At 68.4% G+C, this 18,203-nt stretch carries 19 protein-coding genes and 1 other RNA gene; 10 read left to right on the top strand and 10 right to left on the bottom strand.

Annotation, left to right across the window (positions count from 1 at the left end; translation table 11 throughout):
* Positions 1–119 precede the first annotated feature (119 nt).
* Both ACFWUP_RS28545 and ACFWUP_RS28540 read right to left on the bottom strand, forming a co-directional pair.
* Positions 120–1,637, bottom strand: coding sequence for an RNB domain-containing ribonuclease (locus ACFWUP_RS28545; protein ID WP_379239059.1), 1,518 nt, complete (start codon positions 1,635–1,637; stop codon positions 120–122).
* 19 nt (positions 1,638–1,656) lie between these two features.
* Positions 1,657–1,989: a hypothetical protein gene (locus tag ACFWUP_RS28540; RefSeq protein ID WP_379239058.1), complete on the bottom strand. Its 333-nt coding sequence runs from the start codon at positions 1,987–1,989 to the stop codon at positions 1,657–1,659.
* A 408-nt stretch (positions 1,990–2,397) separates the two neighbouring features.
* Here ACFWUP_RS28540 and ACFWUP_RS28535 point away from each other — a divergent pair, with 408 nt between their 5' ends.
* Positions 2,398–2,769, top strand: a complete 372-nt coding sequence (locus ACFWUP_RS28535; protein WP_379239057.1) for a hypothetical protein — start codon at positions 2,398–2,400, stop codon at positions 2,767–2,769.
* A gap of 61 nt (positions 2,770–2,830) precedes the next feature.
* On the opposite strand, the gene rnpB is transcribed toward ACFWUP_RS28535, so the two are convergent.
* Positions 2,831–3,242, bottom strand: an RNA gene (gene rnpB / locus ACFWUP_RS28530) — RNase P RNA component class A.
* Between the two features lie 109 nt (positions 3,243–3,351).
* Here rnpB and ACFWUP_RS28525 point away from each other — a divergent pair.
* Both ACFWUP_RS28525 and ACFWUP_RS28520 read left to right on the top strand, forming a co-directional pair.
* Positions 3,352–4,239: an alpha/beta hydrolase gene (locus tag ACFWUP_RS28525; protein ID WP_379239056.1), complete on the top strand. Its 888-nt coding sequence runs from the start codon at positions 3,352–3,354 to the stop codon at positions 4,237–4,239.
* Positions 4,240–4,253: 14 nt separating this feature from the next.
* The gene (locus tag ACFWUP_RS28520) at positions 4,254–4,790 is read left to right on the top strand and encodes an NUDIX domain-containing protein (protein ID WP_379239055.1); all 537 of its coding nucleotides are present in this window, start codon (positions 4,254–4,256) and stop codon (positions 4,788–4,790) included.
* Positions 4,791–4,954: 164 nt separating this feature from the next.
* Here the strand turns inward: ACFWUP_RS28520 and ACFWUP_RS28515 are convergent, their stop codons facing one another.
* From ACFWUP_RS28515 to ACFWUP_RS28495, 5 genes are all read right to left on the bottom strand, one after another.
* Complete coding sequence (locus ACFWUP_RS28515; RefSeq protein WP_379239054.1) at positions 4,955–5,659, bottom strand: hypothetical protein; 705 nt, start codon at positions 5,657–5,659, stop codon at positions 4,955–4,957.
* A gap of 128 nt (positions 5,660–5,787) precedes the next feature.
* Positions 5,788–6,954, bottom strand: a complete 1,167-nt coding sequence (locus tag ACFWUP_RS28510) for a bifunctional RNase H/acid phosphatase (protein ID WP_379239053.1) — start codon at positions 6,952–6,954, stop codon at positions 5,788–5,790.
* A gap of 16 nt (positions 6,955–6,970) precedes the next feature.
* Positions 6,971–7,708 carry a zinc ribbon domain-containing protein gene (locus ACFWUP_RS28505; RefSeq protein ID WP_379239052.1) on the bottom strand — a complete coding sequence of 246 codons (738 nt, stop codon included), beginning with the start codon at positions 7,706–7,708 and terminating at the stop codon, positions 6,971–6,973.
* Between the two features lie 102 nt (positions 7,709–7,810).
* Entirely contained in the window at positions 7,811–8,971 is a 1,161-nt protein-coding gene (locus ACFWUP_RS28500) for a Nif3-like dinuclear metal center hexameric protein (RefSeq protein ID WP_379239051.1), read from the bottom strand.
* 112 nt (positions 8,972–9,083) lie between these two features.
* A complete protein-coding gene (locus ACFWUP_RS28495; RefSeq protein WP_379239066.1) occupies positions 9,084–10,322 on the bottom strand; it encodes a pyridoxal phosphate-dependent aminotransferase in 1,239 nt (412 codons plus the stop codon).
* A 71-nt stretch (positions 10,323–10,393) separates the two neighbouring features.
* On the opposite strand from ACFWUP_RS28495, the gene ACFWUP_RS28490 reads away from it, so the two are divergent.
* Positions 10,394–10,897 (top strand): low molecular weight protein-tyrosine-phosphatase, encoded by a 504-nt coding sequence (locus tag ACFWUP_RS28490; protein ID WP_379239065.1) that lies wholly within the window; start codon positions 10,394–10,396, stop codon positions 10,895–10,897.
* A complete protein-coding gene (locus tag ACFWUP_RS28485) occupies positions 10,897–11,751 on the top strand; it encodes an SURF1 family protein (RefSeq protein ID WP_379239050.1) in 855 nt (284 codons plus the stop codon). The genes ACFWUP_RS28490 and ACFWUP_RS28485 overlap by 1 nt, the downstream gene beginning before the upstream one ends.
* A gap of 258 nt (positions 11,752–12,009) precedes the next feature.
* Here the strand turns inward: ACFWUP_RS28485 and ACFWUP_RS28480 are convergent, their stop codons facing one another.
* The gene (locus ACFWUP_RS28480; protein ID WP_379239049.1) at positions 12,010–12,996 is read right to left on the bottom strand and encodes a cobalamin biosynthesis protein; all 987 of its coding nucleotides are present in this window, start codon (positions 12,994–12,996) and stop codon (positions 12,010–12,012) included.
* Between the two features lie 116 nt (positions 12,997–13,112).
* Here ACFWUP_RS28480 and sigJ point away from each other — a divergent pair, with 116 nt between their 5' ends.
* From sigJ to ACFWUP_RS28455, 5 genes are all read left to right on the top strand, one after another.
* Positions 13,113–14,039 carry an RNA polymerase sigma factor SigJ gene (gene sigJ, locus ACFWUP_RS28475; protein ID WP_379239048.1) on the top strand — a complete coding sequence of 309 codons (927 nt, stop codon included), beginning with the start codon at positions 13,113–13,115 and terminating at the stop codon, positions 14,037–14,039.
* A 75-nt stretch (positions 14,040–14,114) separates the two neighbouring features.
* Positions 14,115–14,411 (top strand): hypothetical protein, encoded by a 297-nt coding sequence (locus ACFWUP_RS28470; protein WP_379239047.1) that lies wholly within the window; start codon positions 14,115–14,117, stop codon positions 14,409–14,411.
* A gap of 511 nt (positions 14,412–14,922) precedes the next feature.
* Positions 14,923–15,438, top strand: a complete 516-nt coding sequence (locus ACFWUP_RS28465; protein WP_379239046.1) for a gamma carbonic anhydrase family protein — start codon at positions 14,923–14,925, stop codon at positions 15,436–15,438.
* A gap of 116 nt (positions 15,439–15,554) precedes the next feature.
* Positions 15,555–15,737 carry a hypothetical protein gene (locus ACFWUP_RS28460; RefSeq protein ID WP_379239045.1) on the top strand — a complete coding sequence of 61 codons (183 nt, stop codon included), beginning with the start codon at positions 15,555–15,557 and terminating at the stop codon, positions 15,735–15,737.
* A gap of 13 nt (positions 15,738–15,750) precedes the next feature.
* Positions 15,751–16,365, top strand: a complete 615-nt coding sequence (locus ACFWUP_RS28455) for a TetR/AcrR family transcriptional regulator (protein ID WP_379239044.1) — start codon at positions 15,751–15,753, stop codon at positions 16,363–16,365.
* On the opposite strand, the gene ACFWUP_RS28450 is transcribed toward ACFWUP_RS28455, so the two are convergent.
* On the bottom strand, positions 16,342–18,102 hold the full coding sequence (locus ACFWUP_RS28450) for an Eco57I restriction-modification methylase domain-containing protein (RefSeq protein WP_379239043.1): 1,761 nt from the start codon (positions 18,100–18,102) through the stop codon (positions 16,342–16,344). The two genes, ACFWUP_RS28455 and ACFWUP_RS28450, sit on opposite strands and share 24 nt — an antisense overlap.
* Between the last annotated feature and the right edge of the window lie 101 nt (positions 18,103–18,203).

Below are 18,203 nucleotides of genomic sequence, written 5' to 3'. Positions count from 1 at the left end.
GCGCATGCGCGAAGCGCGAGCAACGGCGGCTAACTCGCGGCCCCAAGGGGGCCGCGCTCGAGCGCGCCAGCGCTCCAACAAACACAGCCTCAAACTATCCAGAACAACTCAAACCCCAGTCATCCCTTGACACCCCCGTCATATGCGAACCCGATAGCCCGAGTCCCCGGATCAGCAACAACCAACCGCACAACCACAGTCTCCCCTTCCGCCGGCTCACCCTCACACCGCGCGAGAATCGGCGGCGCGCTGACGAACACCTCGGCAGGCCGAGACCCATTGGCGGCCCGCAGAACCACAGCCGAGAAGTTCGTGCCGACCCGAGGCGCGAGAACAGTCGCCTCGGTCAGATCGACGCACGCCCGATCGACCTTGTTGGCCACAGCATCGGTGCGCCGCATCGTCTCGGCAGCCCCCTTCAACCCGTCCACGGCCCACTGCGGCACCTCGACACCGGCACACAGGGCCAGGCAGATCTCGGTGGTGAAGCGGTCGGCCAAGCGCCGCAGCGGCGCTGTCACGTGCGCGTACGGTGCCCCGATCGCACTGTGCGTCAACTGATCCGGCGTCGGATTCTCCAGCTCGGCCAGCAAGGTGTAGCTGGCCCCACGCAACAATCCGGTAGCTTCCGACATCAACACCAGCGCCGCGGGGGCATTCGCATCGAGCCCGGCGAGCATCCGCCCGACCGGCATCCCCGCCGACCACTCCACACCGAGGGCCGCGGCCGTGCGCCGCATCGATTCGATCGCGCTGGCCGGCGGCGGTGGCATCGTGCGCAGCAGGCCGACACCCTTGTGCTCCACCATGATTCGTGCCGCGCACATTCCGGTGAGCAACGAAACCTGCTCGTTCCAGTCGTCGGCGGCGGTCCGCGGCTCCAACTGGAGGCGCCAGCCGTCGCCGTCGGGAACCACTTCCTGCGCGGGCAGCCGCAGCGAGATGGCACCCTGATCGAGACCCGCCTCGATCCGCAGTCGGCCGAATTCAGGGAGCGCCACCAACGACGGGTGCAGAGTGCCGGAATCCGCGGCTGCTTGCACCTGCGCGTAATCGAACCGCTCCCGGGAGCGCACCAAGGCGCGCATCACCGAAAAGCTCAGCGGCACAGCATTGTTGTCGAGTTCGATGGTCCACAGCGCGACAGGCCGGTCGACACCGGGCAGCAAGCTCGCGGCACCCTCGGACAGCACGGTCGGATGCAGCGGAACATTGCCGTCGGGCAAATAGTGAGTCTGGCCGCGGATTTCGGATTCAGCGGCGAGTGCGCTGCCCGGCACGATCACCGCACCGAGATCGGCGATCGCGTAGTGCAGGGTGAAGCCGGTTGGCGTGCGTTCGATGTGCAGCGCCTGGTCCAGATCCAGCGCGCTGGGCGGGTCGATGGTCACGAACTCGATATCGGTCCGATCGACCCGAGTGCCCGCGAACGCGTCGACCGCGTCGCGGGCGTCGGAGACGGCCTCGGCCGGATATTCCGAGGCCAGTCCGAATTCGGAACGGATGGCGCCGAAGTCGACCGGCGCCGAGACGATCCGCTGGTGCAGTTGGAAATCGGTTCCGTTCGTGTCGTCGAAGTGGGAATGAGCCGTCCGACCCCGATCCTGCGAACTACCCGTCCTGTGTTCGAAGTCCATTCTCGCAGAGTAGCGAGTCCTACTGCAGAGCGAGCATGGTCCCGTTGAGCTGATCGAACGGGCCGTACACGGTGAAGGTGACCCGACCGTTGGGCACGGCGGAGGACACGGTCGCGGCCGCGTCGAGCGCCTGACCGAACGAGGCCGCCGACGGATGCGGCAGACCGGCCAGGGTCAGACCGAACCGATTCTGGTGCACCCAGGCGGTATCGGCCGGGCTGAGGTCGACCTGAACCCCACCCGCGAGCGGGGTGACCGCGACCGCGCTCGCCGAACCGGCACCCAGCGTGGCGCAAACCGCAGCGGCTCCGGCGATGAGTGCGCCGGCGACAATGGAACGAACTACCCGCATGTAAATGTGACCTGCTTCCGCGATCGAATGTAGTGGGCCCGAGGAGGAGGTGAGCCCTGCCGACGGCGATCATATGACCTCGCTCACGTTCGGCGACGAGTTCCAGCGCATTTTCACCGTCTCGACACACAGGCACAGCGACTCGGCCCGCGATTGTTACTGTGGCGGCGGCGCAGTCGGCAACTGCCGCTCGCGCAGCACTCACGTCGACAAATGGGAGTTTGCGAACGTATGTCGTGGATTATTTTCGATTACCTGACACCGCTCGTCGGACCGGACGCGGCCAGCTATTGGGCACACATGCTGGCGATCAACCCGCTGTAGCTCACCGCACGATCAGCGAACATGTCGCTTCCCGTTAACCACACGGGAAGCGGCGTGTTTCCTGGAGCGCTACCATCCCGCTCCGTGAGTAGAACTACCGCCGCCATCGCGGCCAGCGCCACCGTCTTCGCCCTGCTTCTGGCCGGCTGCAGCGACGACTCTTCCTCCGCCGGTTCCCCCGCCGTCACCACCACCGCCTCGCCCGCCTTCCAGGTCGAGGCCAGCCGGGCAGGCATGTTCGTGGTGAGCTACCGCAGTGCCTTCCCGAAGCTGTCGGAAGGACGTGACGACGCCGCCATCGCCGCGGTGCTGAACCACTCGTGCTCCGACATCAAGGCGGGCAAGTCCGAGGCCGACACCATCGCCACGATCCAGAAGGCCGCCAAGAACGGCGATGTCGCCGCGACCACCGAAGAGGCCACGGCCGTTTACCAGATGTCCAAGATGATGTGCTGAATTACAGCGAAACAAGGCGGCGGCTCCCTGTTGGGGAACCGCCGCCTTCGCGTTTCGTGGGCGGGCGAGCCGGCCTGTAAGCCGGATCCTGTCCCCGATACCATTCGCATCGGGGGGCGACCATCCATCTGGACACACCGTCGCCGGGTGCCTCGAGCGGTCCACCCGCAGGCTCGGGCGAGCAGCCCTCGAACACCTGCGCAGCCGCACCGTTGCCGGTGCGACCTTCGACCTTGCTCCGGGCGGGGTTTACCTAGCCGCCCCGGTCACCCGGGGCGCTGGTGCGCTCTTACCGCACCGTTTCACCCTTACCGCACGTGCGTGCGGCGGTCTGTTTTCTGTGGCACTGTCCCGCGGGTCACCCCGGGTTGCCGTTAACAACCGCCCTGCTCTGTGGAGTCCGGACTTTCCTCGGCACCGGGCGGCGACACCGAAGTGCCCGTTCCCGTTACCGCGGTCGCCCGGCCGACTCGCCCGCCGGTACAGAGTACGCGGTGTGCGCGACGGGCCCGGAGGAGGCAGCCCGCGTAACCACGGAGGGCCCCGGGAACACCGCCAGAAAACGCAGTACGGTATTGACTCATGGAACGTGTCGACGTCAGTTTCCCTTCGGGTGACCAGCAGTGCGCCGCGTGGCTCTACCTGCCCGACGGTGCGCCTCGATCGCGCCCGTTGGTGATCATGGGACACGGGCTGGGGGCGACCCGCGAGATGGGGTTGGATCGGTATGCGCGGCGGTTCGTCGCGGCGGGAATGGGGGTGCTGGCCTTCGATTATCGCGGTTTCGGTACCAGTGAGGGTGCGCCCCGCCAGGTACTGAGCATCGCGCGCCAGCGTGAGGACTGGAAGGCCGCAATCGCCTACGCGCGCAGCATCCGCGGCTTCGATGCCACCCGGATCGCGTTGTGGGGCACCTCGTTCGGCGGTGGGCACGTGCTGGCGGTGGCGCCCGACGACGATTACATCGCCGCGGTGGTGGCGCAGGTGCCGTTCACCAGCGGGTGGGCGTCGTCGATGGCGAAGGGGCCGATCAGCATGACCAAGGTCGGTGCCATCGCCTTCACCGATCTGCTCTTCGGCCCGATTCGCCGCAAGCCCGTTCGTATCCGGCTGGCCGGGCGTAAACGTTCGGCGGCGTTGATGAGCGCCACGGACGTCCCAGAGGGTTACGGCCGTCTCGCCGAGGAGAGCGACACCTACGACCCCAAAGTCGGTGCCCGCGTTGCCTTCTCCACTCTTTTCGACGCCCCCGGCCGCCGCGCGAAGTCGCTGAAGGTCCCGGTGTTCTACGCGATCGCCGAGAACGACTCGATCGCCCCCGCCGGCCCCACCCGCAAGGCCGCTGAACGCACCAAACACGCAGTGGTCAAGCAGTATCCGGTCGGCCACTTCGACGTGTACTTCGACGATGTCTTCGAACAGGTGGTCAAAGACCAAACCGAATTCCTGGTCTCGGTCCTGCGTCCCTGAGGCACCATGGGCTGATGGAACAGATCAGCTCGCGCACGATTTACACCAATCCGTGGATGCGGTTGCGAGAGGACACTGTTCGGCGAGCGGACGGGTCGACCGGGATCTACGGGGTGCTCGACAAGGTCGACTGGGCCCTGGTGATCCCGTTCGACGGCAAGGGATTCCACCTCGTCGAACAGTTCCGCTATCCGATGGGCCTGCGGTGCTGGGAGTTCCCCGCGGGAACCCCGGCCCCCGGCACAGCACCGACCCCGGCTGAGGTGGCGCACAACGAATTACGCGAGGAAACCGGCCTGCGAGCCGCCACCATGACCCGCCTCGGCGCGCTGGCCACCGCACCCGCCATGACCAACCAGCGCGGCCACTGCTTCCTCGCCACCGACCTCACCCCCGGCGAGCCCGAACGCGAACACGAGGAACAGGACATGCGCACCGCCTGGTTCTCCCGTTCCCAGGTGGAGGCGATGATCCTGCGCGGCGAGATCGTCGACGCCCACACCGTCGCCGCCTACGGGCTGCTGCTCATGCACGAACGCGGCCTCGGCTGAACGCGCCAAGGATGCGGTGTGCCGGAACGAGGTGAACGGCCGGCCGTCGCGCGTGTGCGCCGCCGTGCGGATCTGGACACTGCTGTGCGGTGCGCGACCGTCGGTGACCGACAAAGGGCGCGGCACCTGTTCGGTGCTGCGCCCCTTGTGTTTTCGTGGGTCGATCAGATGGGCTGGAAGCCCGCGCCTACGCCGCCTGCGCGGTTGAGCACGTCCAGGATCACCTGGATGGGCTGGAAGTAGGCGGGCGAGTGGATCGGGTTCGCGCCGTTGGTGCAGGGGACGTCGAAGTCGACGGGGCCGAGGCCGGTGAGGCGGCCCTGGTTCATGCCGATCAGCCGGTCGCCGACCACGACGGGGCCGCCGGAATCGCCTGGCTGCGAGCAGTACTGGTTGATCGAGGTGCCCTCGAGTTCACCCCACACCACACCGCAGCTGCGACCGCTGGTGCGGCCGTCGGAGCACACCGTGGCGCCGGCGCCGGGCGCGGCACCGATGCCCGCGACGGTGGTCTGGCCGATGGTGCGCACCGGGATCACCTTCGACGCATCCAGTTGCAGCACAGCGAAATCCAGGTATTCGCCGTCGTCGGAATAGGCGACGGTACCGATCACGCCCGCTTTGAGCGCCTGCTCGGCACCGACCCGCGAACCGGTCGGCGCGCAGTGACCCGCCGTGAGACCGACGAGGCGGCCCGCGCTGTCGTGGCCGATGGCCGTGAGCGAACAACCGGAGTTGTTGTCGAAGACAATGCCCGAGGCCGCGCCGAGCACCACGCTCGGATCGGCCGTCACGCTGCCCGCACCCGCGGACGCGGTGAGCACCCCCGCGATGGCCGCCGCGAACGCCGCCATCCGTAGAAACCTCATCAAGTACCTTTCCTAGGTGGCTGCGGCAGTCCGCCCGCCCGAGAATCTTTCGGGCGCGGCGGCGTCGTCGTTACGTCGACGCCTCAGCCGGGGGTGACCGTACCGTGCCCGGGTGACAGGCGGCTAGCTCACAGGTAGGAGGTGTCGTTGACCAGGCGCACCGAAGCGCCACCGTCGGGGTAGAACTCGGCGAGGCACAGCGACGCGAGGTCGAGGTGCAGGCGGTACAGCAGCGACGGGCCAACGCCCAGCGCCAACTGCAGCAAGGTCTTGATCGGGGTGACGTGGCTGACCACGACCACATTCTGGCCCGGGTACATTGCCACCAGATCGCGACGCACCCCTTCGATCCGTTCGCGGACCTGGTCGAAACTCTCACCACCTGGCGCGGGGATCGACGGGTCGCCCAGCCAGTCGCTGTGCAGCTGCGGATCACGTTGGGCGGCTTCGGCGAAGGTCAGACCTTCCCAGTCGCCGAAGTCGGTTTCGGTGAGGCCGTCGAGGATGCGCAGTGGCACGTCGAGGGCGGTCGCGGCGGCTTCGGCGGTGGAGCGGGCGCGTTGCAGCGGGGAACTGACCACGGCGGCGATATCGCCCTTGGCGGCAAGCATTTTCGCGGCGCGTTCGGCTTGTTCGCGACCCAGTTCGGTCAGTGGCGGGTTGCCGCGGCCGGAGTAGCGGCGCTCGACCGACAGCGCGGTTTGGCCGTGGCGTAGCAGCAGCAGGCGGGTGGGTTTGCCGACGGCGCCGGTCCAACCGGGCGAAATCTTGTTCGCGTCAACCGATTTCGTAGCGTCAGCCGATGTCGTCGCGGCACTCGTCGTCGGCACGGCGACTTGGTCACCCGCGGCGTAACCGGCAGCGACGGCCTCGCGCACGGTTCCGGTGAGCTCGCCGTCGTCCATCGCCTCGTTCGCGAGCCGATCCGCGTGCGAATTCTGCGCGCGCGGAATCCAGGTGAAACTCACCCGATCGAACCCGGCGACCAGCGCCCGCGCCTGCTCGGCGAGCGGAATCATCGAGGCGTGCTTGATCTTCCAGCGTCCCGACATCTGTTCGACGACGAGTTTGGAATCCATCCGCACCGTGACAACCCGCGCGCCCAACTCCGCCGACGCCGCCAAACCCGCGAGCAGCCCTCGGTATTCGGCCACATTGTTGGTGGCGACGCCGATGTACTCCTTACGTTCGGCGAGCACCCGCACATGATCGGCGGCGAAAACCACCGCACCGTAACCGGCCGGCCCGGGATTGCCGCGCGAGCCACCGTCGGCCTCGACGATCACCTCGCGCATCAGCGCACCGCTCCGGTCACAGCCCCGATTCCTTGGTGCGCACCATGATCGCGCTGCATTCCGGGCAGCGCAGCACCGCGTCGGGCGCGGCCTTGGCGATGCGCTGCATCTCGCCGCGGTCGATCTCGATCCGGCAGGCGCCGCAGCGACGGGCCTGCAGCAGTGCCGCGCCGACACCGTGTGCCGCGCGCTGCTTGTCGTAGACGGCGATCAGCTCGGCCGGGAACAGGCCGATCAGCTCGGCGCGGTCCTTCTCGCAACGCTGCTGGGCCACTTCGAGATCGGCCATCGCCTCGTCGCGCAGCCGTTCGGCGTCTTCGAGGTCGGTGTCGGCCTTGCTCAGCCGCGCACCCGCGTGGTCGTGGTCGGCGATCATCGCCTCACGCTGTTCCATCACGGTCAGCAGCTCGTCCTCGAGCACCGAGCGGCGACGCTCCAGGCTGCCCAGTTCGTGCTGGATCTCGGAGAGCTGCTTGGCGGCGACGGTGCCCGCGGTGAGCATGCCGCGGTCGCGGTCCTCGCGCTTGCGCACCGCCTCGACCTCGCCCTCGAGCTTGCGGATGTCGCGATCCAGATCGTCGATGCCGATCTCCACCGCCACGGCCGCGTCCTTGTAGCCGTTACGCTCGGCCGCCAGCCGCGTCACTTCCTGCTGTTCGGGCAGGGCGGAACGGCGGTGGGCGATGCGCGTCAACTCGGCATCGACTCCTGCGAGCTGCAACAGCTTGGTCTGGACCGACGGTTCGACATTCAACGCGCACGAACTCCTGAACAGTGGGTGGATGGATCGATCAACCGTACCGCGCCGCGAGGTGTGATCTAGCCAAGACCCGATGAGAAGGTGCAGTGGTGAAGCTCAGCCGCTGACCGTCCACGGGTCGGTGCGCAGGGTGCAGACGCGGGTTTCCACGGTGGGAAGCGCGGCGTTGACGAACTGTTCGGCCTGGCCGCACCAGGGGAACTCGGTGGCCCAGTGGGCGGCGTCGATGAGAGCGGGGCCGCCACGGCGCAGGTGTTCGTCGACGGGGTGGTGGCGCAGGTCGGAGGTGAGGTAGGCGTCGACGCCGGCGCGGATGGCCTTGTCGAGGTAGGAGTCGCCCGCGCCGCCGCAGACCGCCACCCGTTCGATCATGCGCTCGGGGTCGCCCGCGGCGCGCACGCCCCAGACGGTGCGTGGGAGGCCGACGCCGACGCGGGCGGTGAATTCGCGCAGCGTTTCGGGCTCGGGGAGGACGCCGATGCGGCCGATGCCGAGCGAGGACGGCAGGGGTGCGCGTTCGGTGACGTGGTAGGCGGGTTCCTCGTACGGGTGGGCGGCGCGCAGGGCGGCGAGGACGGCGAGGCGCGAAGTCGGGGGCGCGACCACCTCGACCGCGTCCTCGGTGACCGTTTCGACGGTGCCGATCGCGCCGATCGCCGGGTTGGCGCCCGCGACCGGGAGGAACTGGCCGGTGCCCGAGGTGTACCACGCGGCTTCGCGGTAGTCGCCGATCGAACCCGCACCCGCGGTGAACAGGGCCGACATCAGCGAGGCGGTGTGGGTCTGCGGCACCTGGATGACCCACTTGTCCACCGAGGCAAGGGGTTTGGGATCCAGCGGGCCGGTGACAGTGAGGCCGACCGCGGCGGCGAGCGCATCGGAGACACCGGGGTCGGCGGAATCGGCGTTGGTGTGCGCGGAGAACAGGGCACAGCCGGATCGGATCAACCGGTGCAGCAGTGCGCCTTTGGGCGTATCGGCGGCGACGGTGTCGACCCCGCGCAGCAACAACGGATGGTGCACGACCAAAGCCTGTGCACCCCAAGCGATTGCCTCGTCGACCACGGCGGCGGTCGCGTCGACGGCGAACATCACCTTGTTGACAACCTGCGCGGAATCCCCACACACGAGCCCCACCGAATCCCACGATTCGGCCAGTCTCGGCGGATACGCCGCGTCGAGTACCCCGATCAGTTCGGCCAGGTCGGTCACCGCCGCCTCCTTCGTTTCGTGGGGATGTTCGTCTGGCGTGCTCACGTCTTGGTCCACCCTCTTGCGTTGCCCCGCAAGCTTTTCGGAAGTGCGCCAGCAACGTCGCGCGCGCAGTCCGACAGTGCCGGGTGGACTGACCGGCGGTCGCTGCGGGCGATCACCACAGCGCTGCGTTCAGGGCGTCGATCAAAACATCGACCTCGGCGGCGCCACGGACCGCCACGCGCAGGTGGTCGGGGCCGAGGCCGGGGAAGGTGTCGGCGCGGCGGACCGCGATGCCACGGTCGGCGAGGCGTTTGCGCACGAGTTCGCCGTCGGGAACACGCAGCAGCACGAACGGGCCGGTGGCCGGGGTGTGCACGTCGAGGCCGAGTGCGGTGAGGCGCTCGATCATGGCGATGCGGTCGGCGGCGATGCGGTCGGCGTAGCGCCGCGACTCCGCGACGGCCGACGGTTGCGCGGTCGCAATGATCGCCTCCAGCTGGAGGGTGCCCAGTGGCCAGTGGGGGCGACCGTGGGTCAGGCGGGCCAGGACGTCGGGGGCGCCGAGGGCGTAGCCACAACGCAGGCCCGCCAGCGCCCAGGTCTTGGTCAGGCTGCGGAAAACGAGCACGTCGGGCGCCGAGAGACCTGCCAACGACTCCGGTTCGCCATCGGCTCGACCTCCCACACCGGTGCGGTCATCTGATCCGTGGGCAGTGCCGTCTGCCCCGGTGTCGGCGCCACTCGGGATCGATAGGCGGCCATACGCAACCCCATCGCTGGTTCCACCCTGCGCGCGGGAGCGCAGTGCACTGGATCCGCCGGGCGCGTCCGCCGGACCGGCCGCGTATACGGACGACCGGGTCGACGACATTGCAGACGGGGTGGCCGAGCGGGCGACCACCGCGTCCGCGAACGCTTCATCGACGACCACGATCCGTCTCGGCTGCCGCAGTGCCTGGATCGACGCGGCGGGATGCAGGATCGAGGTCGGGTTGGTGGGGTTGCCGAGGACCACGAGGTCGGCTTCTTCGGGGACCAGGGTGGGGTCGAGGGTGTACGGGCGGTCCAGGATCACGCGGGTGACCGGGACGTCTGCCTCGCGGAGGGCGAGTTCCGGCTCGGTGAAGGACGGGTGGATGACGGCCGCGAGGCGCGAGGCCAGGCGGGGCAGCATCGCGAACCCTTCGGCGGCACCTGCCAGCAGCAGGACCTCCTCGGGTGAGCGCCCGTGGCGGGCGGCGACGGCGACGCGGGCGGCGTGCTCGTCGTCGGCGCTCGGGTAGCGGCCGAGGTCGGTGAGCCGGGCGGCGAGGCGTTCGCGCAGCCAGGCGGGTGGGGCGATGCCCTGGACGTTCACCGCGAAATCGACCATGCCCGGACGGGCCTCGACGTCGCCGTGGTGGCGCAGCATCGCGGGGTCGACGGAGTCGGAGAACACAAGTGAACACCCTACGTGGCGGCCGCGGCGCGGCACCGGCGACAATGGGTCGCGTGGAACCGTTGCACGTGACCTTCATCTGCACAGGCAACATCTGCCGCTCGCCGATGGCCGCGAAGATGTTCGAGGCGCACCTCTCCCGAGCCGGTCTCGCGAACCGGGTGCGGGTGAGCAGTGCGGGCACCGGCTCGTGGCATGTCGGCGATCCGGCCGACCCGCGCACCGAGGCCACCCTGCGCCACGCCGGCTACCCGACCGAACACATCGCGGCGACCTTCGGCCCCGAGCACAGCGACGCCGACCTGATCGTCACCTTGGACACCGGCCACGACCGCGAACTCGCCCACCGTGGCGTCCCCACCGACCAGCGCAGGCTCCTGCGCAGCTTCGACCCCGCCGCCGACGGCCGCGATGTGCCAGACCCGTACTACGGCGACCAGTCCGATTTCGACCTGGTCCGCGATCAGATCGAGGCCGCCGTCCCCGGCCTGCTCGACTGGGTCCGCGCCGAACTCGACGCCCGCAACGCCGCCGACGTGCCCCGCTGATGCGCAAACTCACCTTCCTGCTGCGCCCCAGCTGGCTGATCCTGGCGGTGATCGTCGCCGCGTTCGCCTACCTGTGCTTCACCGTCCTCGCCCCATGGCAACTCGGCAAGAACGACAGCACCGAGCACCGCAACCAGCTGATCGCCGACTCCGTGCGGGCCGACCCCGTGACCGTCACCGATGTCCTCGACGGCGATGCGGGCTCGCACACCGAATGGCGCAAGGTCACCGCGACCGGCACCTTCGTCCCCGATTCCACCGTCCTGGTCCGCCTACGCCACCTCGACGGCGCCCCCGGCTACGCGGTCCTTGCCGCTTTCCGCCTCGACGACGGCCGCACCCTTCTGGTCGACCGAGGCCTGGTCGCCTCCGTGGACGGCACCCGCCCACCCACGATCGCCGACCCACCCGCGGGCCCACAGAGCATCGAAGCGCGAGTCCGAGCCTCCGAAGGCGTGGTCCCCGACAAACTCCCCAGCACCCAGGACGGCTTCCGCCAGGTGTACACGGTCGACACCACCCAGGAATCCACCGTCCTCGGCACCGAGTTGACCCCCATCCCCACCGGCACCGACAAGGGCGGCTACCTCCAACTGGCCGAAGGCCAACCCGGCGCCTTCAAACCAACTCCCCTCCCCCAACTCGACGCAGGCCCCTACCTCTCCTACGGCCTCCAATGGCTCGCCTTCGGCCTGATGGCCCCCCTCGGCCTCGGCTATTTCGTAGTAGCCGAACTCCGAGCCCGCCGCCGAGACCGAACCGAACCGCCCCCCACCAACCCCACCACCGCCTCAACGCCCCCCGCAAAGCACACCACCGAAGCCCGCCTAGCCGACCGCTACGGCCGCAACTGACCACACGAGCCAAAGAGTTCACCCCGGACCGTCCCCGTCTTCCCCAACCCTCCCAACCCACCCACCGCACTCCCGACCCCGAGGGAGGACGGCCACGAAGTGGCCGGTCGCGGCCCCTAGGGGCCGCGACTCGAGCGCGGCAGCGCTCCAATAAACACAGCGTCAAACCACCCGGGACCGCTCAAACCCCTAGCTCTGCCCTACAACCCAGCCCCCGGACCGCTCAACCCCTGGCCCTGCCATACAACCCGTCCCCCACTACCCCTTACCCCGCAACATCCTGACCACAACAGCCACCCCCACCGCCCCGACCTGCACAGCCGCCGACATCCGCACCGCACGACGCAGATCCCCAGCCGTCGGCGTCGGCCCATCACCGAGAGTCGGCCGCAGCTCGATCCCGTGCCGATACTGCGTAAGCCCCCCGAGGCGAATACCGAGAGCCCCCGCCATCGATGCCTCGACGACCCCGGCATTCGGACTCGGATGCCCGGCCGCGTCCCGCCGCCAAGCCCGCAATGCCGCCCCTGCGGTGCCGCCGACCAGCGGGGCAAGGACCGCAGTGAGCAGCCCGGTGACACGAGCGGGGACCAGGTTCGCGAGGTCGTCGACACGCGCCGCCGCCCAGCCGAAGTTCTCATAGCGCTCGTTGCGGTAGCCGATCATCGCGTCGAGGGTGTTGATCGCGCGGTACCCGAGCAGCCCCGGCACCCCCGCCACCGCACCCCACAGCAGCGGAGCGACAGCCGCATCAGAGGTGTTCTCGGCAATGGATTCGAGTGCCGCACGCGCGAGCCCATCCGCATCGAGCACCGACGGGTCGCGCCCACACAGCGACGGCAACAATTCGCGGGCGCCGACGAGATCCCCCGCCTCGAGTCGGTCGGCCATGGCATACCCGGCGCGGACGAGACTGCGCCCACCCAGTGCAGTCCACGTAGCCAGCGCGGTCACCAGCACAGTGCCGCGACCGCTCGACCCACCGGCACGGGCGACCAGCGAACCACTGCGGGCGCTCGCCCCACCAGTTCGAGCGACCAGTACGCCGATGCCGACGACCGAACCGACCGCGATCACCTCGTGCACCACCCCGGCCCGGCGATCATCCACGTAGGTCTGACCTTCCAACGCCGCTGCCGCCGAACCGAATCCGGCCACCGGATGCCACCGTCGCGGATCGGCGAACACCCGATCCAGCACGAATCCCAGCACCAACCCCGCCGCCGTCGACGTCCCTTTCCGCACCGGCCGAGGGTATCCCCAGCCGGGAATGTCACACCCGGCACCGCTGGTTCGTCATCACTGTGACGGCACTTCTAGACTCGCCGGACCCGAGCAAGATCAACCGAACGGCGCACACCATGACCGCACCGCAGCCTCTCGATCAGGCCGAACTGGCCCGGCGCTTCGAGGAACACCGCCCCTACCTGCGGCGTCTCGCCTACAGCACGCTCGGCAGCATCAGCGACGCCGAGGACGTGGTGCAGGACGCGTGGCTGCGCCTACAACGCCAGTTCGAGGCGGGCAAGGCAGCCGAGATCGACAACCTGCGCGCCTGGCTCACCACCGTCATCGGCCGTCTCGCGCTGGACCAGCTCGGGTCCGCGCGCGTGCGCCGCGAACAGTACGTCGGCGAGTGGCTGCCGGAACCGGAGGTCACTTCCTGGGACGATCCGGCCGACCGCATCTCCCAGGACGAACGCGTCACCACCGCGCTGCTGGTCGTGCTGGAATCGCTCTCGCCCGCCGAACGCACCGCGTTCGTGCTGCAAGACGTGTTCGGCATGACCGGCCCCGAGGTCGCCGAGGTGGTCGGTCGCACCCCCGCCGCGGTCCGCCAGCTCGCCTCGCGCGCCCGCAAACACGTCGAGAACGGCACCCCACGTTTTCCCGCTTCGCCCGCCGAACAGGAGAAGGTCGTGTCGGCCTTCTCGCTGGCCTGGCGTTCGGGCGATCTGAGTTCGCTGCTCGGGATCCTCGACGAGAACGTGGTCCTCACCGCCGACGGCGGCGGCAAGGTACCCGCGATCCGCCAGCCGGTGCGCGGCGCGGAGCTCATCGCCAAGATGCTGCTCGGCTGGTACACCGCCGCGGACGGCTGGGGCCGGGCCGTGCTGGTCAACGGCATGCCCGGCCTGATCGTCTTCGACGGCAAGCACGCCGGCGTCTTCTCGTTCGTCGTCGACGCAGGGCGCGTCGTCGCGATCAACGTCGTCCGCAACCCCGACAAACTCCGCGACCTACCCACCGAAGGCGCCCCCGACTGGTACCTGGGCGCCCGCCAATAGCCCCACAGAACAAGATCACCATGCCCTGGCGCAGGTTTCAGCCCCCTTATTCCTGCACCAGAGCATGGTGATCACATGTCCATCAGCCCGCGAGGGGGCTATGCCGGTACCGAAGCCGGCTGGCTCGATGTGGTCTCCGGGGCAGTGGTGGTCGGCGCGGCCGTTTCCGATGTCGTCGTCACCGGTGGTGTCGTGGTCGGGGCGACGGTGGTCGTGACCGGCGGTGTCACCACACCGCATTCGTCGGTGCCACAGTTGTCGGTTCCGCAGTGCTTCACACCGGGCGGGCAGCCCGGACCGGTCTCGACCACCCCGCACTCCTCGGTACTGCAGTTGTCGGTCCCACAGTCCGGCCCGGGAACGCAGTTGTAGCCGGGCGGGATCTCGCCGGGTGCGACCGGGGGTGCTGCGGGCACGGCCTGCGTGGGCGAGTGGTGATGCGACGACTCAGGGCTCGACCCGCCACCACCCGGATCAGTCGGCGCCGCAGGCGAACTCGTCGGTGCGGGCGAGGTCGTCGCGGTCACCGAAGTCTTCGACACCGAGATCGATGCCGGCCCCTCGGCGGCACCGCCGTCCGACGAGCACGCACTGACAGCGAACACGACCAGCGCCAACAGCACGCCGACCACTACACGGAACCGATTGCCCTTCAGCAACTTCCGCAACATGTCTTTCTCCTCAGAGGATGGGCCCGCGCCTGCCTGAGCGACACGGGTCGACGAAAACTGTTAGATAGCAGAACTATTCGTTGAATCGCCGATCACGCCGAAAACATTTCACCCGCACCGCAACGATCGACCGGCGCGCGCGATCGGCCCAGGCGAACGTTCGCTCGACACCTGGTCGGCGGCCCACCGTGGGGCAGCGTAATAATCGGTTCATGATCATCAAGGTGAGCGGCTTCACGCCCGAGATCGACGACACGGCCTGGATCGCGCCGAACGCGACCGTGATCGGCCGGGTGCGCCTGGGCGCCGAGGTCGGCATCTGGTACTCGGCGGTGCTGCGCGGGGACCTCGAGCAGATCACCATCGGTGCGCGCACCAACATCCAGGACGGCTGCGTGCTGCACGCCGACCCCGGATTCGCGCTCACCGTCGGCACCGGAGTCTCGGTGGGGCACAACGCGATTCTGCACGGCTGCACCATCGGCGACGACGTGCTCGTCGGCATGGGCGCCACCGTGCTCAACGGCGCGGTGATCGGCGCGGGCAGCCTGATCGCGGCCAATGCCCTGATTCCCGAGGGCGCGCAGATTCCGCCGGGCTCGCTGGTGGCCGGTGTGCCGGGCAAGGTGCGTCGCGAACTCACTGCGGCCCAGCAGGACGGGATCAAACTCAACGCCGCGGTGTACCTGCACAACCTGACCAACCATCGCGACGCCGAGATCTTGTGACCCGTCACACTGAGCAAATGACCAGTAGGGAACGCTGGTAGCATTTGTCCTGCGTATTCGGTGGTGATCAGCAGCGTGGCGATCACTCACCGTTACGTGAGGCAGGAGGTATCACGGTGGCATACGTGCATTCCGGTGTGCGCCGAGCGGCGGGACGGCTCAGCGTGGCCGATATCGCGGCGCAGCCGGGCGGGATCGAGGCACTCCAATCCCGCGTTCACGAACTCCGTTCTCGCGGAGTACATTTCGCGGCAAATGCGATCGAGCAGGAGATGGCAGCGCTCGATCTGTCCCCGTAGGGATAATGGGGTAATGCCTACCGTTTCGTCCATCCTCGCGCGGATCCTCGACAAGCCTGTCGCCGACGGCGAGAAGCTGCTCGACAGCGCGCTGTCGGCGTTTCTGGATTTCGGGATCAAACGCACGAGCATGGGCGAGATCGCGCGGCGGGCCGGCATCAGTCCGGCCACCCTCTATCGGCGCTACGAATCCAAGAACGAGCTGGTCGAAGCGGTCGGCGTGCGCGAGGCGCAGCGCTATGTGACCGATATCGACGAGCGGGTGCGCGCGGTTACTGAACCCGGTGAACAGCTGGTCGAGATCTTCGTCGCCTTCGTCACCACCATCGCGGGCAACGAACTGTTGCGCCGGTTGCTGAGCACCGAGCCCGAGATCATCCTGCCCCGGCTCACCACCGAGGCCGGGCCGATTCTCGCCGTCGGGCGCGCGTATCTGGCCGAGAAGTTGCGCGAACTCCAGGTGAGCGCGCCGGTGCCGGAATTCGATCCCGACCTGGTCGCCGAGGTCATGGCGCGGCTCGCGCTGTCGCTGGCGCTGACACCGGACGGGCTCATCCCGCTCGACGACGCGGAAGCCGGACGCGAGTTCGCCCGGCGCACACTGCTACCGATGGTCGGCATCCGCTGAAACACCGAACGCCGCCGCCACCACCTCATCGATACCCGAATCTGCCACCGGCACACCATCTTCCACCAGCGCACGGACGCGACGCACGATTTCGCCCGCCGCCGGACAAGACGGGTCGGGCACCGGTAACCGGGCGACGTACTGGGTGATCCAACGACGCCGGCCCGAGTACAGCCGATTACCGCACACGGCATCGTAGAACCGCAGTCCCAGCGCCGAATTCGCCACGCCCATCAGCAGATACGCCAGATCCGTGGCCGAGTCTCCGAGGTCGGTGAGCGAGATCCAATAGCAGTCACCGTTGACGACCGCGCCCGACCGGTCGAGGGCGAACCGTGGGCGCTCGCTGATATCGGGAAACACCAATTTCGGTGCACCCCACAGGTGCGGACGCTGCGGAACCCAGATCTCGAACCATTTCCGGCCACCGTCGAGCACATAGCGCCGGCCCGACAACGCCTGTTCGTGCGAGCGTAAATATGCTGCCGCACACGGGAATTCATCGAGTTCGATCGGCGTTCGGCGCGGTTGCCGCACATCATAGGGATAGAGCACCCTCGTGCCACGCGCCATCGCGACGCGCCACGGTTGTAGATCATGGTGAGTGATCAACTCCCGCAACAGTTCCGGTTCCGGACTCGGATCCATCTGATCCCACCGGTCGGAGATGAACACCCGATCCGCGGTGGTTTTGATCCCCACCCGGATACGCGCCGTCTCGCCGAAGGTGCGCCAGGTGCGGTCGGCGATCCGGCCCAGCCAGTGATCCACCGCCGGGCGTGACATTCGCCAGGCACTGTCACCGTGACGTTCGGTGTGCGTCGCCACCGCCCGGCTCGCACCGACCGACGGATTACCGACTATGGGCTTCACCGGAGATGTCCGTGGCGGCTCCTGCCCCAACGCCGCGGGCCCCGTACTCAGCACACCCACCTCTACCGCGAACACTCGCCGGCCGTCACTGACCATGCAGGCGTGGTCACCCGCCAGCGCATCGAACAGGTCTGTGGCGCAATCGGGTTCGGCGCCCAGCTCCTCGTACGCCGCCACATACCGGCAGTCGGCCCGACGGACCGTGCGCGTTGCCACGGTGATCGCGGGCAGAACCGCCGCCGCGAACAGTTTGGTGTCACCCAGGTCGTAGAGCTCCACCGGCGTCAATTCACCGGTCAGTATCCGGCGCAGATTCGCGCCCGCCCTGGTCGTGAGAAACCTGTTGGCACAGAGCAGGCCGAGCACACCGTCGTCGGCCAGCAGCCGAGGTGCGATGGCCACGAAGGGGTGGGTGAGGTCGATTCGTCCGCGTAGACCGAACTGTTTGCTCAGCAATTGTGCCGTCGCGCCGCCCAACTGCTGGGTCCGGACGTACGGCGGATTGCTGATGATCACATCGAACGAACCATCGGCCAGCTCCGCCGACGCCGCCAGGAAATCAACTGCCCGACAGTCTATTTCGACACCGAGCTCACCGGCCCGCCCCTCGGTTTCCGCGACAGCCTGTCGATCCAGGTCGTACCCCGTGAGCCGAACCGCGACATCCGGTGCGCAGGTGGCGATTTCCCGATGCACCGCCAACAGCAGCTCACCGTCCCCGCAGGCCGGGTCGAGCACGCGCAGCACCCCGGCACGTGGCGCGTACCGCAGCGCCCGTCGCGCCAGGAACCGCGCGAGCTCCGGCGGCGTGTAGTGCCTGCCGTGCCGTTTGCGCTCCTGCGCGTCGCGGGCCTGCAAAGCCATGCGGTCGATTGTGCCCCGGAACTGCCCCGATCCGCCGCAGGCGCGAGCCAGGATGGCCCGACCTGCACGAACGCACTCGAATCTCGCAACGGTGGCGTGCG

The sequence above is a fragment of the Nocardia sp. NPDC058658 genome (assembly GCF_042716665.1).
Taxonomy (GTDB): domain Bacteria; phylum Actinomycetota; class Actinomycetes; order Mycobacteriales; family Mycobacteriaceae; genus Nocardia.
This window is presented reverse-complemented; position numbering and strand designations above follow the sequence as displayed.

What these genes read in the sequence shown, in the direction of transcription:
- ACFWUP_RS28510 (WP_379239053.1), bottom strand. Translation starts at nt 6,954, where the DNA reads ATGCGCGAGGTGATCGTCGAGGCCGACGGTGGCTCGCGCGGCAATCCC.
- ACFWUP_RS28470 (WP_379239047.1), top strand. Translation starts at nt 14,115, where the DNA reads ATGTCCATCAGCCCGCGAGGGGGCTATGCCGGTACCGAAGCCGGCTGG.
- ACFWUP_RS28520 (WP_379239055.1), top strand. Translation starts at nt 4,254, where the DNA reads ATGGAACAGATCAGCTCGCGCACGATTTACACCAATCCGTGGATGCGG.
- ACFWUP_RS28525 (WP_379239056.1), top strand. Translation starts at nt 3,352, where the DNA reads ATGGAACGTGTCGACGTCAGTTTCCCTTCGGGTGACCAGCAGTGCGCC.
- ACFWUP_RS28540 (WP_379239058.1), bottom strand. Translation starts at nt 1,989, where the DNA reads ATGCGGGTAGTTCGTTCCATTGTCGCCGGCGCACTCATCGCCGGAGCC.
- sigJ (WP_379239048.1), top strand. Translation starts at nt 13,113, where the DNA reads ATGACCGCACCGCAGCCTCTCGATCAGGCCGAACTGGCCCGGCGCTTC.
- ACFWUP_RS28450 (WP_379239043.1), bottom strand. Translation starts at nt 18,102, where the DNA reads ATGGCTTTGCAGGCCCGCGACGCGCAGGAGCGCAAACGGCACGGCAGG.
- ACFWUP_RS28545 (WP_379239059.1), bottom strand. Translation starts at nt 1,637, where the DNA reads ATGGACTTCGAACACAGGACGGGTAGTTCGCAGGATCGGGGTCGGACG.
- ACFWUP_RS28465 (WP_379239046.1), top strand. Translation starts at nt 14,923, where the DNA reads ATGATCATCAAGGTGAGCGGCTTCACGCCCGAGATCGACGACACGGCC.
- ACFWUP_RS28490 (WP_379239065.1), top strand. Translation starts at nt 10,394, where the DNA reads ATGGGTCGCGTGGAACCGTTGCACGTGACCTTCATCTGCACAGGCAAC.
- ACFWUP_RS28455 (WP_379239044.1), top strand. Translation starts at nt 15,751, where the DNA reads ATGCCTACCGTTTCGTCCATCCTCGCGCGGATCCTCGACAAGCCTGTC.
- ACFWUP_RS28485 (WP_379239050.1), top strand. Translation starts at nt 10,897, where the DNA reads ATGCGCAAACTCACCTTCCTGCTGCGCCCCAGCTGGCTGATCCTGGCG.
- ACFWUP_RS28515 (WP_379239054.1), bottom strand. Translation starts at nt 5,659, where the DNA reads ATGAGGTTTCTACGGATGGCGGCGTTCGCGGCGGCCATCGCGGGGGTG.
- ACFWUP_RS28495 (WP_379239066.1), bottom strand. Translation starts at nt 10,322, where the DNA reads ATGCTGCGCCACCACGGCGACGTCGAGGCCCGTCCGGGCATGGTCGAT.